This is a genomic window from Sphaerisporangium viridialbum (assembly GCF_049674955.1).
Taxonomy (GTDB): domain Bacteria; phylum Actinomycetota; class Actinomycetes; order Streptosporangiales; family Streptosporangiaceae; genus Sphaerisporangium; species Sphaerisporangium viridialbum.
Genome location: NZ_CP187232.1, coordinates 9,796,203 through 9,810,760, shown reverse-complemented (window position 1 = coordinate 9,810,760; position 14,558 = coordinate 9,796,203). Strand labels below are relative to the sequence as shown.

The following is a 14,558-nucleotide window of genomic DNA, read 5'->3' as shown; positions in this document are numbered from 1 at the left end:
CCTCCTTAGCGATGCTAAGGCTAGCTTAGCGTTGCTAAGGTGGCAATGATGAGCGACCGCGGACGGGCCGGGCTGACCCGGCAGACGATGATCGACGCCGCGCTGCGGTTGCTGGACGAGGTCGGCCTGGATGGGCTGACGGTCCGCCGGCTCGCCGCCGAGCTGGGCGTCCAGTCACCGGCGCTCTACTGGCACATCCGCACGAAACAGGAGCTGCTGGACGGCATGGCCGATGAGATCGTGCGGGCCGCCGGCATGGGGCCGCCGCGGCCGGAAGAGTCCTGGCAGGAGTGGCTGGCCAGGCGGGCCCGCGCGTACCGGGCCTCGCTGCTCGCCTACCGCGACGGCGCCCGCGTCGTGTCCGGCGCGGCGGAGCTGAGCCCGGAGACGGTGCGGATGTTCGAGGAGGAGCTGGCCGCGATGACAGGTCGCGGCTTCACCCCCGTGCTCGCGGTGCGCACGATCAGCACCCTCACGCACTACATCACCGGGTTCGTACTGCAGGAGCAGGCGACCCGTCCGAGCGGACGCCCCCGCGAGGAAGCGGTGCCGACCCTGACGGCGGCCCTGCACGCGGGCGGCGGCCCACTCGGCGAGGACGCCTTCGAACACGGCCTGCGCACGATCATCACAGGCACGGCCGACGCGTTGGGTTGAGAGGGCCGCCGCTGGTCGACGAATCGTCAACGCGCGGAGGGCTCGAGCTTCCGCGCTTTCCGGTCATCGTTGGCGTTGATGGCCATGGTAGGGATGCCGCGGGCCGCAAGGTGCGCATCCGGGGATCCGCCCGCCCTGACCGCGTTCGTCGTCGGGTGCAGGCACGGCGGCGTTCCGAACACCACTCCGTCCAGGAAGTTGCCGGCCGTCGGGGTGCCACCTGCGGCTGACACCGATTCGAAGGCGAATCGTGTGGTGGTCTGTCCCGGAGGCACGACGTACACCCCGGTGTAGTAGCCCCAGGCGGTGTTGCCGTCGGAGATGTCCGGAGAGGAGGCCCCGGCAGGGACTTGAGCCACGGTCGCGCCTGGTGCGCCGATGAGCACCCGCATCACGTCGGTCCCCAGGCGGCCTCGGTGATGCAGAGCCCAGGTCATCGGTGTCCCGGGAACGGTGGGCAGGTCCTGGTAGAGAGTGGAGACCTGGTTGGCATTGAGCTCGGCGAACTGCTGGCCGTCGGCTGCCGGTATCCCGCTCGCGCCGCCCCGCCAGAACTCCAGCTTGTTGTCCGTGGCGGTGGTGTGCCAGCCGACGCCCGGGTTGGTGGAGGCGTCGGGGATGGACCAGTCGACCGTGGCCACAGGCGGCGTCTCGAAGCTGCCGTTGACCAGGTTGACCGGTTTCCAGGGACAGGTGACGGTGACCGTGACCGTGGCGGTGCTGGTGCCGCAGGCGGTGGTGATGGTGTAGCTGAAGCTGTCGGCGCCGTTGAAGCCCGGGGCGGGTGTGTAGTTCACGTTGCCGCCGGAGATCGTCGCGGTGCCGTTGCCGGGCTTGGTGACGCCGCTGATCGTCGGTGAGGTGGCGGTGTCGTTGGCCAGGACGGGGATGCTGACGGCTGCGCCCATCGGGGTGGTGGCGGTGTCGGCGGCGGCGTTGGTGGGCGAGATGGACTGCCCGCTCACGATCTGGATCGGAGCGGCGGGTGTGTTGTTTCCGAGCTGGCCCGGGGCGGCGATGACGCTGCTGATCCCGGTCGGCCGGATGGTCATGCCGCGCCCGATGGTGCCCTGCCTGACCTGGAAGGTGATGACCTTCGGGGATGGGTCGGTCTTGGTACCCTGCGAGGCGATCGACAGGGTGTTGCCGCTGATGGTGCCGGTCCCCGACTGGCTGACGACATCAGCGCTGGCCAGCAGTGACGACAGGTCCCACGTGGTGGTGTAGCTCCTGACCAGCAGCGGCCACTGGGCCGTACGGTGCGCCAGCGTCAGGGTGAAGGTGCCGCCCGGTGTGATCTGCCCGCCCCACAGGGATGGGGAGGTGTCGACCGAGACCGACCCGCTGCCCAGCATTCCGCCGAATACGTTCTTCCAGTAGTAACTGACGGGGTAGGTCGTCTGCCCCTGCCGGACACAGGGCGTGGCGGCGGCTCGCGTGACAGCCTGCCGTGCGGTGGTGGCGGCGTGCGCACCGGTGCCGGCCGCCACCTGAGTACCCGATGTGGCCAGCAGCGCCATGAGGGTGCAGGCCAGCGCGGTGAGCGCGGATCCGGGTCGTCGTGATGTCAACACTGAACTCCCACTCTGTCGTGAGGGATGTCCTCGTAGATCAACTTCACGACGACGCTACTCTGAGTGATCGATCCGTCGCGTCAGGTGCCGGGCTGTGTGATCTCCGTGTCGCCCCCCTCGGGCACGCCCGCGACCGCCGGAACTTGCCGGTAACCGGTAATGCTTCCGAGATTCCGGACATGGAAGGGTGACCAGATCATGTGAGGAGGCCGGATGGGACTTGATCCCCACGGCCGGTTCGTACAGATATACGAACACGCCTATCGCCCCATACTCGGGTACGTCCTGCGCCGTTGCCGAGATCCCGACGACGCGGCCGACGTGGTGGCCGAGACGTTCGCCGTCGCATGGCGGCGGATCGACGAGATCCCGCCGGGGGACGAGGCCAGGCTCTGGCTGTACGGCGTGGCCCGCAGGACGCTCGCGAACCACCGGCGCGGCGAACGGCGGCATGAGCGGCGCACCGCCGCGCTACGTGAGCAGATCACCGCCTCCCCGGCGCTGACCGGGCCGCCGCCGGCCGAGTACGCGCGGCTCGGCCGGGTCTTCAGGACCCTGAACGACGATGACAGGGAGCTGCTGTCGCTGGTCGCCTGGGAGAAGCTCGACACCGAGCAGGTGGCGCGCACGCTCGGTATCACCCGCAACGCCGTACGTGTCCGGCTGCACCGGGCACGCAAACGGTTCGCGCGTGCCCTGGCAGACGCGGGGATCGACCTTCCGCTCTTCGAGAGGACCGCACTGTGAACCTGGATGATCTCGCCAGAGTGCACGACGACGACCTGAGCGGCGAGCCTGCCGGCCAGGTGTCCGGAGTGGGGGCCCAGGCGCTGCTGGCCTCGATCATGTCCGAGCCGCCGGGACAGGTCGGCAGGCCGCGCGCCAAGAGGCTGCGCGGGCCGGTGCCGTGGCTCGCGTCGGCGGCGAGCGTGGCCGCCACGGTTCTGGTGATCACCATGGTGACGGCGCCGGACGGGCGGGGGCCGAACCCTTCGCCGGCGGCCTCGCCCGGCATGCGGCCGTCGGCGCGCCAGGTCCTGCTGGCCGCCGCCACCGCGGTCACCGCCGTCACGAAGGCGCCCCTGTCGGGCGCGTACTGGCGCACCACCACGATTTCCGGCATGGACGCGATCTCGCCTGATCGCGGCTACGTCATCAGGCGGCGATTCCTCAAGGACGAGTGGCTGGCGCGCGGGTCCGGGGCACAGAGCTGGTGGATCACGCAGTACCTCGGCGCGAAGCCGCTCGGCCGCGAGGACCGGGCCGCCTGGCGGAAGGCGGGCTCGCCGACCCAGTGGAAGTACCCGCTGGACATGACCGGATACGTCGGAGTCAACTCGTCGGAGCTGGTGCGGGCCGGAGCGGAGGAGAAGATGGCCGCGCGGCTGGGCGGCGGGTGGAAGGGCTTGGGTGGGTCGCTGACCAAGAAGTCCCTCACCTGGGACGAGATCCGCCACATTCCGAGCGGCGAGCGGGAACTGCGCGCTTACCTCGAACAGCGCCTCACCGCCCCGGCCAAGGGCGGCTCCGGGCAGGACCCGGGAGGGCGGGACTCGGCCCTGCGGGAAGCCTGCATGGAGATCGTCTTCGGTCTGCCCGTCTCACCCGCTGTCCGCGCCTCCGCCTATCGCATCCTGGCCACCATGCCCGCGCTTACGTCTCTGGGCAGGGTGAAGGATCCGCTGGGCCGTACGGGCGAGGCGTTCGGCTACCAGGTGGCCGCCGGCTCCGGGCGGGGGGAGAAGGCGTACGACGTCGTGAACGTGATCGATTCCGCGACGGGCCTGCCGCTCGCGCAGTCGACGACGACCACGGTCGAGCTCGCCGGCGGCCGTACCGCGAAGACCACCAGCTTCACGGCCTACCAGCAGATGGGCTGGACCGACGCCAGGCCGTCGCTGCCCGCCAAGCGCGATTGACTCCGCTCCGTCTGGATTCACGTGCACGGCGGGCGAAGGGCCCTTTCCTGGTGTGGAAAGGGCCCTGTTCGCCATCGCGGAGCCGGTAGGTGGCTCCCGGCCGGTGCTAGGAAGCGGTGCAGATGAGCGGGGAGGGGGTGGCGTTACTCGCTCCGTTGGCGAGGAAGCCGAAGGTGGTGGTTCCGTTGACCGGGACGCTGCCGTTCCAGTTCAGGTTCGTGACGGTGACGCCGCTGCCGCTGGTCGAGAGGTTGCCGTTCCACAGTTGCGAGATCGACTGCCCGCTGGGGAGCGTCCACTGGACCTTCCAGGCGCCGATCGGAGCCGTGCCGGCGTTCTTCACCGTGACCTCGCTCTGGAAGCCGCCCTGCCACTGGCTGGTCACCTTGTAGGTCGCCGTGCAGCCGACATTGCCGGTGAAGGTCGGGGTGGGGGTGGGGGTGGGCGTCGGGGTCCGGGTGGGCGTGGGCGTCGGAGTGGGGGTCGGGGTAGGAGTGGGGGTCCGGGTGGGGGTCGGGGTCGGGTTGCCGGTGGGCGGAGGGGCGGCGACGGCCAGGTCGTAGGCACGCTGCGGTACGAACTGCCCCGCGGGGCCGATGCAGCCGTCCGACTCACCCGGAGGCTTCACCCAGAGGAACGCGTCGATCGACGCGTCACCGGTGCTCGTCGTGCTCCAGGTGCCCGTCGCGCGGCCGGCCGGGTCACACCACTCGCTGCCGGACGGGCCGTTGCCGTTGCGGCTGGTGTCGATCACCGCGCGCAGCCTGGAGACGCCGGTCGCGGAGATGATGCCCTTCGCGTACGACACCAGGCCGGGAGTGGCCCGGTAGTTCGAGGTGTTGAGGGCGATGCCGTCGGCGCTGTTGGCGACGTCGGCGCCGTTCAGGCGGGACGCGGCCTCCGAGGCGGAGAGCCAGGCGTCGTGGCCGATGTCGAAGTAGACCTTGACCTGGGACGACGTGCCCCTGAACTTCTTGCCGGCGTACGCCATGGACGCCTTCACGTTGGCCTGCTGCGTGGAGTCCATGCAGTTCGTCATGATCGCCAGTGCGTCCGGCTCCAGGACGATCGTCGCCGGCCGCCCGCCGAGGCCGGCCGCGATCTCGTCGATCCAGGCGCGGTACGCGGTGTGGTCGGGTGCGCCGCCCGCGCTCGCGCCTCCACAGTCGCGGTTCGGCATGTCGTACACGACCATGATCGGGATCTTGCCCGCTGCCGCCGCCGCGCCGACGTAGGTGTCGACCTGGCCGCGTACGGTCGTGGGGTTGTAGCTGGCGAACCACCGGCCCTGGGGGACCGCGGCGATCCTGTCCCTGATCACGGCGGTACGGCTGTCGCCGGGGTTGGCCGCCACCCATTTGGCCGCGTTGGTCTGCGGATCCACGTAGAAAGCGGAGTCGGCGGCCTGGGCGGCGGACGAGGTGAAGACGGCCGCCCCCGCCGCGGCCGTGGCGGCCACGGTGAGGATGGCCGTCATCAAGGGCCTTCTGCGAGCCATGAAATACTCCGTCCGGTACGGTGGGAGCGCTCCCACCAACTTCCCCGGATCGTAGGGAGCCGCCGCCGGTCCCAGAAGGGCTCGGTTACTAAGGCCAGGCTCTCAACTTAATAGCCGCAGGCTGGGCATGTCGACGCCGCCGGTGGCAGCTGAAACTTTCATCACACGACGCCTGGGCCCGTTGTGACCGCGCCGGTCGGTGCGCGGGGCGTCGACGTCGATCTCGGAGTGGGCCGGAACCGGGGCGGAGCGGTTGACTTCGGTGGGGGCGGCCATGCGTGCTCCCCTGGCGGATCAGAGGTGTCAGACCTGGTTCCCGAACCGGCGGTGAGCCGTCGGTTCACCGGCCGTAAGCCAAGAATGCCCAGCTCGGGAATGCCCTGGCGCCTGATGCTGTCAGATGAGAGGTGACCGGACCCAGGGAAGCGCCCACGCCCTTCTTCGGAAGCACCGTCTGGGCGCGGCGCGTCGAGACGCCGCTGCGGGAGTTCCTGCGCACCGAGACCGGCAGCGCCGTGATCCTCCTGGCGGCCACGCTGGCCGCGCTCGCATGGGCCAACGTCGACCTGCCGTCGTACGAGGCCTTGTGGGGGACGCGGCTGTCGCTCGACTTCGGCGGCTCCGGCGTCTCCCAGGACCTGCGGCACTGGATCAACACCGGGCTGATGACGATTTTCTTCTTCGTCGTCGGGCTGGAGGCCAGACGCGAGTTCGACATGGGAGAGCTGCGCGACCGGCGACGGCTCATCCTGCCGGTCGTGGCCGGCCTCGGCGGGATGATCGTGCCCATCGCGATCTACCTGCTGATCAACAGGGGGCTGCCCTCCGCGCACGGCTGGGGAGCCGCGATGTCGACGGACACGGCGTTCGCGATGGGGATGCTCGCCCTGGTCGCCGCCCGCCTCCCGGCTCGCGCGCACACCTACATCCTGACCGTCACGGTCGTCGACGACCTCGTGGCCCTCTGCGTGATCGCCGTCTTCTACAGCGAGCACGTCGCGCCGTTGGCGCTGCTGGCCGCGGTGGCGATCTTCGCGGCGATGCTGGGGGTCAAGGCACGCGGCGTACGGCACGGCCTGGTCTACGCGGGCTTCGCGGCGGCGGCCTGGGTGGCGCTCTTCAAGTCCGGCGTCGAACCGGTCGTCATCGGCCTGGCCATGGGGCTGCTGACCTACGCGTCACCGGCGACGCGTGGCGACCTGGAGCGCGCGAGCGACCTGTTCCGGCTCTTCCGCGAGCAGCCGACACCCGAGCTCGCCCGTTCCGCCAGCGTGGGACTCTCCAACGCCGTCTCGCCGAACCACCGCCTCCAGCAGCTCTACCATCCGTGGGCGAGCTACGTGATCGTTCCGCTGTTCGCGCTGGCGAACGCGGGGATCCCGATCAGCGGTGAGTTCCTCACCCGGGCGCTCACCTCGCCGATCACGCTGGGGATCCTGTTCGCCTACGTAGCCGGCAAGCCGATCGGCATCGCCGGTTCGACCTGGCTCGTCTCGTGGCTGAGCCGCGGACGGGTGCGCCCGCCGGTCGGCTGGGCCGCGGTCGCGGGCGGCGGCACGATCGCCGGCATCGGCTTCACCGTTTCGCTGTTGATCGCCACGCTGGCCTTCAGCGGAGATGGGCTTGAGGAGGCGAAGTTCGGCATCCTCGCCGCGGCACTGTGCGCGTCGCTCCTGACCTGGGGTGTCGCGCGCGTGACCGCCATGCTCCCGCCGAGGCTCCGGGCGCAGGCGCTGTTCGGCACCGCCGAGAGCATCATCGACCTCGCCGCCCCCGTCGATCCCGACCGGGACCACATACGAGGCCCGAAGGACGCGCCGGTGACCGTGGTCGAGTACGGCGACTTCGAGTGCCCCTACTGCGGCCAGGCCGAGGCGGTCGTGCGGGAGCTCCTCGCCGGCTCCGGCGACGTCCGGTACGTCTGGCGCCACCTCCCGCTGCACGACGTGCATCCCTCCGCGCAGCTCGCGGCCGAGGCCACCGAGGCGGCGGCCGAGCAGGGGGCGTTCTGGGAGATGCACGACCTGCTGCTCGACCACCAGGGGAACATCCTGCTTCCCGATCTGCTCGACTGCGCCAAGCGCATCGGGCTCGACGTCGAGCGCTTCCGGCGCGATCTGGAGAGCCAAGTCGGCGTCCCGCGGATCGAGGAGGACATGGACTCCGCCGACCTGAGCGGTGTGTCCGGCACGCCGACGTTCTTCGTCAACGGACGGCGGCACCACGGCGCGTACGACATCGTGACGCTCACGGCCGCCGTCCGCGCGGCCCGAGCCCGAGCGGCCCTGACGTCGTAGGCGATCGAGTCCACGATCTCGGACGGGACCACCCGGCACTGGCTAGGATCGGGTCAAGATGGTGATCGAGCCCACGCATCCGGACGGCCGCCCGCGCGGTTCCTTCGCGGCGGCTGGGGCTGCGCTGTTCCGCCTCGGACGGCTGCGTGACCTCCCGGTCGTCGTCATGCTGGCGTGGGTGGGGTGGCTGGCCATCCCGTGGCCGTTCAGCGGTCTCGCCCAGGCCCGCAGCGCGGCCGATCAGCCCCTGAGCGCCGGCGTCTCGACGGGGCAGGCCCTCGACCCAGACGGTTCGGCCGGCCGGATTCCCGGCAGGGCGGCTGTCTGGGCACTGCCCGCGCCGCCTGCCCATCCGCCGCTGCTGGTGAAGCCGGCGAGTGACCGGACACCGGCGAGCCACCAGGTAACCGTCACTGAGCCCCCCGAGACGGCGCTCGCGTCGATGAGCTCGCAGGACCTCATCGCAGAGGAGCGGGCGCGCATCGCCGCGGAGGTGCACGACGCCGCCGGGCACGGCCTCGCGACCATCGCCATGCAGGCCGGGGTCGCCCTGCTCATGCTCGACGAGCGTCCCGACCAGGTCCGCGCGTCGCTGGAGGCGATCCGCTCGACCAGCAAGCACGCGCTCGACCAGCTCCGATCGGCACTCGACCTGATCGACCCCGCGACCTCCGGCCACGACCTACCCCAGCTGATCGGCGGCGTGCGCGCGGCGGGGCTGCCCGTCGAGGTCGAACCGGCCGAGCCGAAGATCCCCGCGTACCTCGAAGGCACCGTCTACCGAGTGGTGCGCGAGTCGCTGACCAACGTCCTGCGTCACGCCGGTCCCACCGAAGCCCTGGTCCGCTTCACCGACGATCCCTCCGGGTTCGTCCTGGAGGTCACCGACAGGGGAAGCGGCATCCCGGGAACCGCCGAGGGCCGGGGGCTGGCCGGCATGCGGGCCCGAGTCGCGGAGGCCGGTGGCACGTTCGGCGCGGGCCCCCGCGAGGGCGGCGGCTTCCGCGTCGTGGCGCGCTTTCCTCCGGCTTCGCCTGATCCGGTTCCCCCGGCTTCGCCTGATCCGGACTCCGCGTGACCCGGGGACGCCGCGGCCCCGCCACCCCGTGACGCGGGGCGCCGCATGACTCCACCAACGAGCCCGATCCGCGTGGCGCTCGCCGACGACCAGGCCGTCGTCCGCATGGGGCTCAGAGCGCTCATCGACCGCGAGCCCGACCTGGAGTTCGTCGGCGAGGCGGCCGACGGCGCCGCGGCCCTGCGGCTGCTGACGGCCGCTCGCCCCGACGTCCTCCTGCTCGACATCCGCATGTCCGGTATGGATGGCATCGATACGCTGCGGGCCATCGCCGCCGATCCAGCGCTGAGCACCACTCGGGTGGTCGTCGTCACCACCTTCGAGGTGGATCAGTACGTCTTCGCCGCCCTCCAGGCCGGAGCCAGCGGGTTCGTCCTCAAGGACAGCGCCCCCGAGGAGCTCACCCACGCCATCAGGGTCGTCGCCTCGGGGGAGGCACTGCTCTCCCCTTCCGTCACCAGGAGGGTGATCGGCCGGTTCAGCCGCCACGACGCCGCCCCGGTCGAGGGCCTCGACACCCTCACCCCTAGAGAGCGCGAGATGGTGGGCTGGGTCGCCACCGGCCGGTCGAACGACGAGATCGCCAGTGAGCTCGTCATCAGCCCCGACACGGTGCGCACCCACGTCAGCCGCGCCATGGTCAAGCTGCGTGCCCGCGACCGCGCCCAGCTGGTCGTCTTCGCCGTCAGGTCCGGGTTGACGATCCCTTGAGGAAGCCCTTGTAGGTGCGCTGTTCCAGCTGCGCCTCGATCTGCTTGACCGTGTCCATCCCGACTCCGACCATGATCAGGATGGTCGTGCCGCCGAACGGGAAGTTCTGCTGGGTGGACGGATCGTGCAGCAGCACGAACGCGATGACCGGGATGAGCGACAGTGTGCCGAGATAGACCGCTCCCGGCGCGGTCAGCCGTGAGAGCACGAATCCCAGATACTCCGCGGTGGGCCGCCCGGGCCGGAGGCCGGGCACGAACCCGCTGTGCCGCTTCATGGTGTCGGCCACCTCCACCGGGTCGAAGGTGATCGACACGTAGAAGTAGGTGAAGGCCACGATCAGCACGAGGTATGCCGTTATGTAGACCGGGTGGTCGCCCGAGACCAGGTACCGCGCTATCCACTCCGCGACCGGCCCCGTGCCGCCCATCAGCTGCGCCGCCAGCTGCGGCAGGAAGAGCAGGGACGAGGTGAAGATGACGGGGACGATCCCGGCCTGGTTGACCTTCAGCGGGATGTAGGTCGAGGTCCCGCCGTACATCCTGCGCCCCACGACCCTCTTGGCGTACTGCACCGGGATCCGCCGCTGGGCCTGCTCCATGAACACCACCGCCGCCACCAGGAAGACCCCCGCGACGAGCATCGCCGCCAGCGCGAACGGGCTGATCACGAAGATGTTCGAGACGTAGGAGGGGAACACGGCGACCACCTGGGTGAAGATCAGGATGGACATGCCGTTCCCGATGCCGTGGTCGGTGACCAGCTCGCCCAGCCACATGACCACGGATGTCCCCGCCACCATGGTGACCACGATCACGACGACCGTCATCGCGCCCTGGTCGTGCAGCAACGGCCGGTCGCAGGTGGAGAAGATCTTGCCCGCGCGGGCGAGCGAGACCACCGTGGTGGCGTTGAGCACGGCCAGCGCCACGGTCAGGTACCTCGTGTACTGGGTGATCTTCGCCTGCCCCTGCTGACCCTCCTTCTTGAGCGTCTCCAGGCGCGGGATCATCACGGTGAGCAACTGGACGATGATGCTCGCCGTGATGTACGGCATGATCCCGAGGGCGAACACCGACAGCTTGAGCATCGCGCCGCCGCTGAACAACTGCAGCATGTCGATGAGGCCGCCGCGAGTTCCCCGCAGGCACTCCCGTACGGCGGCGACGTTCACCCCGGGCGCGGGCAGGCTCTGCCCGAACCGGAACAACGCGATCACCGCCAGCGTGAACAGCATCTTCTTCCGAAGGTCGGGCACGCGGAAAGCACGAACGAGAACGGTCAGCATGCGCCGAGTCTGGCCGCGCGACCGGAGTAGGACATCCGCTCACCTGCGGCTTCGCCATACGCAGATCCGCGTACGCCCGCGGGCCCGTCAGGCTCCACGGAGAGCTCGCCGCGAAGGCCGAGGCTCTACGGCGAACTCGGCGCGAAGTACGAGAGGGTCAGCCAGACGACGGCGGCGGCGACGCCGATCAGCACGGCGAGATCTCTGGGACGTTCGGGGATCCTGTTCCACAGCGAGCGCACCGTCGCGGCGTGGGCGGTGGGCCTCCGGTAGCGCCAGGGGGACAGCACGATGAGGGTCCCCGCGAGGAACAGGTGCCATTTGACCAGGACAGCGGGATGCTCGTCGACGCCGAGCCCGTAGCGGAGACGTTCCAGGAGGTCGAGGAGGGAGAGGGCGAGAAGCGTCGTCCCTGCTCCAAGGCAGGCCAGGCGCCTCAACCGGCCGGTGGCGACGGCCCTCGCGGTCGCGGCCAGCGCGACGACGACGATCGGCAGGCCGGCCGGTCCGGCGGAGTTGGCCCACGAAACAACGGCATCCCAGGGTGACTCCTGATACACGAGGTGTGAGCCCTGGGAGACGTCAAAGGCCGCGAACGGCATGCGGCAGTCCACCTTCGCCCACACGGCCGCCGCTGCGGCGACCGTCCAGAGGGTGATCCCGTGCTTCACCGGGGGCAGCGGTGACCGGGCCGCCAGGATCAGCCATATCGCGACGGCGTAGCAGGCGATCAGGGTCCAGGGGAGCGTGACGGGAAGCGCCCGTCCGGTGCAGGGGTCGGTGCCGGGCAGGGCGACCGCCGTGAGGAGCCCGGCCGCGAGGACGGCTCCCAGCGCGGAGACGGCGATGGGCGTGGCCCGGCGGGGCTCACGCAGTGCCAGCCCGGCCAGCAGGACCGGCAGCAGGAGCCGCGACCAGTGCAGCAGCTGCCACGCGGCGACCTCCATGGTGGAGGGGTCCTGATAGTCCTCGTAACAGGTCCACCCGAAGGCGTCGACGCCGACCCTGAAGGTGGTCAGGATGACCGGCCCCGAGCTCGCCAGGACCGCACCGAAGCGGAGCGCCGCTCGCGTCTCCATCTCACCCCCTCCGAGGTGATCAACTCGGGTGAGAGTAGCGGATATTACGTCACGAACCCCGCAACACGGCGAAAGCGATATGTCATAACTCGTACAGAAAAAGGAGGGTTTGCCCATGATTAGGGGGATTAGTGTCATCGTAAGTCGGAGGGGGTACGGCCCCTGGAACACGACAGTTTCCCCACCGGCGGGGACGGATCATCCCTCGGACGGCGTGCGCGCCGCAGGCAGCGGATCGGCCGCGATCACGGTGGACCGAGATCGAAAAGCACATGTGGGGTTCACATGAGCGAAGAGTATGAGCGCAAGACGGACAGTCTCGCCAGCGCACTCGGCTGGGCCAGCCTCGGCCTCGGATCGGCGCAGCTCGCCGCGCCGGGGTCCATCATCCGCCTCATCGGGCTGGACGACTCGGCCCTGGCTCGTGGCATGGTGCGGCTGGTCGGCGTACGCGAGCTGTTCCACGCGGCGGTCCTGCTGGGCAGCCGGCGACCCGCTCCCTGGGTGTGGACCCGGGTGGCGGGTGACGCCATGGACCTGACGGCTCTCGGCCGGGCCATCGCCAACCGCGAAGGCCGGCGCCGCCGTCGCGTCACGGCCGTCACGGCGGCGGTCGCCGGCCTCACGGCCCTCGACCTGTACATCGCCATGCGGGCGAACCGGCGCAGGCCGAGCATCCAGCCCGAGGGCGCGATGGAGTTGCACGCGGCCACCACGGTCAACCGTCCCCGCCAGGAGGTGTACGAGTACTGGCACGACTTCGAGAACCTCCCGCGCTTCATGGCGCACCTGGCGTCGGTGGAGACGATCGGGGGCGGCTACTCGCACTGGAAGGCGCAGGGGCTCACGAGGAAGTGCATCGAGTGGGACGCGGAGATCATCGACGACCGTGCGGGAGAGCTGATCGCCTGGAGGTCGACGGAGGGCGCCACCGTCCGCAACAGGGGCGCCGTGAGCTTCACCGACGCCCCCGGCGGGCGCGGCACGGAGGTGCGGGTGGAGATCGAGTACGACCCGCCGGGCGGCAAGGTCGGGCTCGCCTTCGCCAGGCTGCTCGGCGAGCACCCCGAGCAGCAGGTGCGCGACGACCTGCGCCGGTTCAAGCAGGTCATGGAGACCGGCGAGGTGGTCCGTTCAGAGGGAAGCCCGGAGGGCATCCGGGCGCTGCGGCAGGCCATGCAGCGTCCCGCCCAGCCCGTGCGGTGAGACCGTCCCGCAGCCCGTGACGTGAGGAGGATCCCATGAAGGCCAACTGCTGGATGGGCCGCAACACCGTCGAGGTCCTGACGGTCCCCGACCCCAAGATTCTGAACGCCCGCGACGCGATCATCCGCATCACCTCGTCCGCGATCTGCGGCTCCGACCTGCACCTGTACGACGGCTTCATCCCGACCATGGAGAGGGGCGACATCCTCGGCCACGAGTTCATGGGCGAGGTCGTGGAGGTGGGCCCGGACGTGTCGAACTTGCGGGTCGGCGACCGGGTGGTGGTCCCCTTCCCGATCGCCTGCGGCAGCTGCCTCGCCTGCGAGCACGGCATGTACTCGGTCTGCGAGAACAGCAATCCCAACGCGAGCCTGGCCGAGAAGTTCATGGGCCACGCTCCCGCGGGCATCTTCGGCTACTCGCACATGCTCGGCGGCTTTCCCGGAGGCCAGGCGGAGTACGCGCGCGTGCCGTTCGCCGACGTGGGACCGATCAAGATCGAGGACGACCTGCCGGACGAGCAGGTGCTGTTCCTGTCCGACATCTTCCCGACCGGCTGGATGGGCGCCGAGATGTGCGAGATCAAGCCCGGCGACGTCATCGCGGTCTGGGGAGGCGGTCCTGTCGGCCAGTTCGCCATCGCCAGCGCCTTCCTGATGGGCGCCGAGCGGGTCATCTGCATCGACCGCTTCCCCTACCGGCTCCAGATCGCCGCGCGCGCGGGTGCGGAGACGCTCGACTACGAGGAGATCGACATCCCGGACGCGCTGCGCGACATGACCGCCGGCCGGGGCCCGGACGCGTGCATCGACGCGGTGGGCATGGAGGCCCACTACCCGATCCCCGCCATGCAGGCCTACGACCGGGCCAAGCAGGCGACCCGGAAGGAGACCGACCGCCCGTACGCGCTGCGCGAGGCCATCCTGTCCTGCCGTAACGGCGGGATCGTCTCGGTGATCGGCGTCTACGCCGGCCTGGTGGACAAGTTCCCGATGGGCTCGTTCATGAACAGGTCGCTGACGATGAAGACCGGCCAGTGCCACGTCCAGCGGTACATGGAGCCCCTGCTGGGGAGGATCCGCGCCGGTGACATCGACCCCAGCTTCGTGATCACGCATCGCCTGCGGCTGGAGGACGCTCCGCGCGGCTACGAGATGTTCAAGCACAAGGAGGACGGCTGCAACAAGGTCGTACTCCAGCCGTAGGAAGCCCGCCCGGAATCTCGGTTCCGCCGCCGGCCCCGTGGTCGCG

Annotated in this window: 13 protein-coding genes; 8 read left to right on the top strand and 5 right to left on the bottom strand. The window is 70.0% G+C overall.

The window, feature by feature from the left end; translation table 11 throughout:
- Positions 1 to 48: 48 nt before the first annotated feature.
- Positions 49 to 657, top strand: a complete 609-nt coding sequence (locus ACOZ38_RS44215; protein WP_424536774.1) for a TetR/AcrR family transcriptional regulator C-terminal domain-containing protein — start codon at positions 49 to 51, stop codon at positions 655 to 657.
- Between the two features lie 26 nt (positions 658 to 683).
- Here the strand turns inward: ACOZ38_RS44215 and ACOZ38_RS44210 are convergent, their stop codons facing one another.
- Positions 684 to 2,228 carry an Ig-like domain-containing protein gene (locus ACOZ38_RS44210; protein ID WP_424536773.1) on the bottom strand — a complete coding sequence of 515 codons (1,545 nt, stop codon included), beginning with the start codon at positions 2,226 to 2,228 and terminating at the stop codon, positions 684 to 686.
- Between the two features lie 216 nt (positions 2,229 to 2,444).
- On the opposite strand from ACOZ38_RS44210, the gene ACOZ38_RS44205 reads away from it, so the two are divergent.
- Positions 2,445 to 2,978: an RNA polymerase sigma factor gene (locus ACOZ38_RS44205; RefSeq protein ID WP_424536772.1), complete on the top strand. Its 534-nt coding sequence runs from the start codon at positions 2,445 to 2,447 to the stop codon at positions 2,976 to 2,978.
- A complete protein-coding gene (locus tag ACOZ38_RS44200) occupies positions 2,975 to 4,150 on the top strand; it encodes a CU044_5270 family protein (RefSeq protein ID WP_424536771.1) in 1,176 nt (391 codons plus the stop codon). The genes ACOZ38_RS44205 and ACOZ38_RS44200 overlap by 4 nt, the downstream gene beginning before the upstream one ends.
- A gap of 106 nt (positions 4,151 to 4,256) precedes the next feature.
- On the opposite strand, the gene ACOZ38_RS44195 is transcribed toward ACOZ38_RS44200, so the two are convergent.
- Both ACOZ38_RS44195 and ACOZ38_RS44190 read right to left on the bottom strand, forming a co-directional pair.
- Positions 4,257 to 5,648: a glycoside hydrolase family 6 protein gene (locus ACOZ38_RS44195; protein ID WP_424536770.1), complete on the bottom strand. Its 1,392-nt coding sequence runs from the start codon at positions 5,646 to 5,648 to the stop codon at positions 4,257 to 4,259.
- A gap of 102 nt (positions 5,649 to 5,750) precedes the next feature.
- Positions 5,751 to 5,924 (bottom strand): hypothetical protein, encoded by a 174-nt coding sequence (locus ACOZ38_RS44190; RefSeq protein WP_424536769.1) that lies wholly within the window; start codon positions 5,922 to 5,924, stop codon positions 5,751 to 5,753.
- Positions 5,925 to 6,055: 131 nt separating this feature from the next.
- On the opposite strand from ACOZ38_RS44190, the gene ACOZ38_RS44185 reads away from it, so the two are divergent.
- The 3 genes from ACOZ38_RS44185 to ACOZ38_RS44175 are packed head-to-tail and all read left to right on the top strand — an operon-like array spanning position 6,056 to position 9,734.
- The gene (locus ACOZ38_RS44185; protein WP_424536768.1) at positions 6,056 to 7,945 is read left to right on the top strand and encodes a Na+/H+ antiporter NhaA; all 1,890 of its coding nucleotides are present in this window, start codon (positions 6,056 to 6,058) and stop codon (positions 7,943 to 7,945) included.
- Between the two features lie 58 nt (positions 7,946 to 8,003).
- Positions 8,004 to 9,023: a sensor histidine kinase gene (locus tag ACOZ38_RS44180; protein ID WP_424536767.1), complete on the top strand. Its 1,020-nt coding sequence runs from the start codon at positions 8,004 to 8,006 to the stop codon at positions 9,021 to 9,023.
- A 45-nt stretch (positions 9,024 to 9,068) separates the two neighbouring features.
- Complete coding sequence (locus ACOZ38_RS44175) at positions 9,069 to 9,734, top strand: response regulator (RefSeq protein WP_424536766.1); 666 nt, start codon at positions 9,069 to 9,071, stop codon at positions 9,732 to 9,734.
- On the opposite strand, the gene secY is transcribed toward ACOZ38_RS44175, so the two are convergent.
- Both secY and ACOZ38_RS44165 read right to left on the bottom strand, forming a co-directional pair.
- Entirely contained in the window at positions 9,709 to 11,022 is a 1,314-nt protein-coding gene (secY, locus tag ACOZ38_RS44170) for a preprotein translocase subunit SecY (RefSeq protein ID WP_424536765.1), read from the bottom strand. The two genes, ACOZ38_RS44175 and secY, sit on opposite strands and share 26 nt — an antisense overlap.
- A 125-nt stretch (positions 11,023 to 11,147) precedes the next feature.
- A complete protein-coding gene (locus ACOZ38_RS44165; protein ID WP_424536764.1) occupies positions 11,148 to 12,101 on the bottom strand; it encodes a hypothetical protein in 954 nt (317 codons plus the stop codon).
- A 285-nt stretch (positions 12,102 to 12,386) separates the two neighbouring features.
- Here ACOZ38_RS44165 and ACOZ38_RS44160 point away from each other — a divergent pair, with 285 nt between their 5' ends.
- Both ACOZ38_RS44160 and ACOZ38_RS44155 read left to right on the top strand, forming a co-directional pair.
- Positions 12,387 to 13,307: an SRPBCC family protein gene (locus ACOZ38_RS44160; protein ID WP_424536763.1), complete on the top strand. Its 921-nt coding sequence runs from the start codon at positions 12,387 to 12,389 to the stop codon at positions 13,305 to 13,307.
- Positions 13,308 to 13,342: 35 nt separating this feature from the next.
- Positions 13,343 to 14,512: a zinc-dependent alcohol dehydrogenase gene (locus ACOZ38_RS44155; RefSeq protein WP_424536762.1), complete on the top strand. Its 1,170-nt coding sequence runs from the start codon at positions 13,343 to 13,345 to the stop codon at positions 14,510 to 14,512.
- The last annotated feature ends 46 nt before the right edge of the window (positions 14,513 to 14,558 follow it).

What these genes read in the sequence shown, in the direction of transcription:
- ACOZ38_RS44215 (WP_424536774.1), top strand. Translation starts at nt 49, where the DNA reads ATGAGCGACCGCGGACGGGCCGGGCTGACCCGGCAGACGATGATCGAC.
- ACOZ38_RS44205 (WP_424536772.1), top strand. Translation starts at nt 2,445, where the DNA reads ATGGGACTTGATCCCCACGGCCGGTTCGTACAGATATACGAACACGCC.
- ACOZ38_RS44195 (WP_424536770.1), bottom strand. Translation starts at nt 5,648, where the DNA reads ATGGCTCGCAGAAGGCCCTTGATGACGGCCATCCTCACCGTGGCCGCC.
- ACOZ38_RS44190 (WP_424536769.1), bottom strand. Translation starts at nt 5,924, where the DNA reads ATGGCCGCCCCCACCGAAGTCAACCGCTCCGCCCCGGTTCCGGCCCAC.
- ACOZ38_RS44180 (WP_424536767.1), top strand. Translation starts at nt 8,004, where the DNA reads ATGGTGATCGAGCCCACGCATCCGGACGGCCGCCCGCGCGGTTCCTTC.
- ACOZ38_RS44175 (WP_424536766.1), top strand. Translation starts at nt 9,069, where the DNA reads ATGACTCCACCAACGAGCCCGATCCGCGTGGCGCTCGCCGACGACCAG.
- secY (WP_424536765.1), bottom strand. Translation starts at nt 11,022, where the DNA reads ATGCTGACCGTTCTCGTTCGTGCTTTCCGCGTGCCCGACCTTCGGAAG.
- ACOZ38_RS44165 (WP_424536764.1), bottom strand. Translation starts at nt 12,101, where the DNA reads ATGGAGACGCGAGCGGCGCTCCGCTTCGGTGCGGTCCTGGCGAGCTCG.
- ACOZ38_RS44160 (WP_424536763.1), top strand. Translation starts at nt 12,387, where the DNA reads ATGAGCGAAGAGTATGAGCGCAAGACGGACAGTCTCGCCAGCGCACTC.
- ACOZ38_RS44155 (WP_424536762.1), top strand. Translation starts at nt 13,343, where the DNA reads ATGAAGGCCAACTGCTGGATGGGCCGCAACACCGTCGAGGTCCTGACG.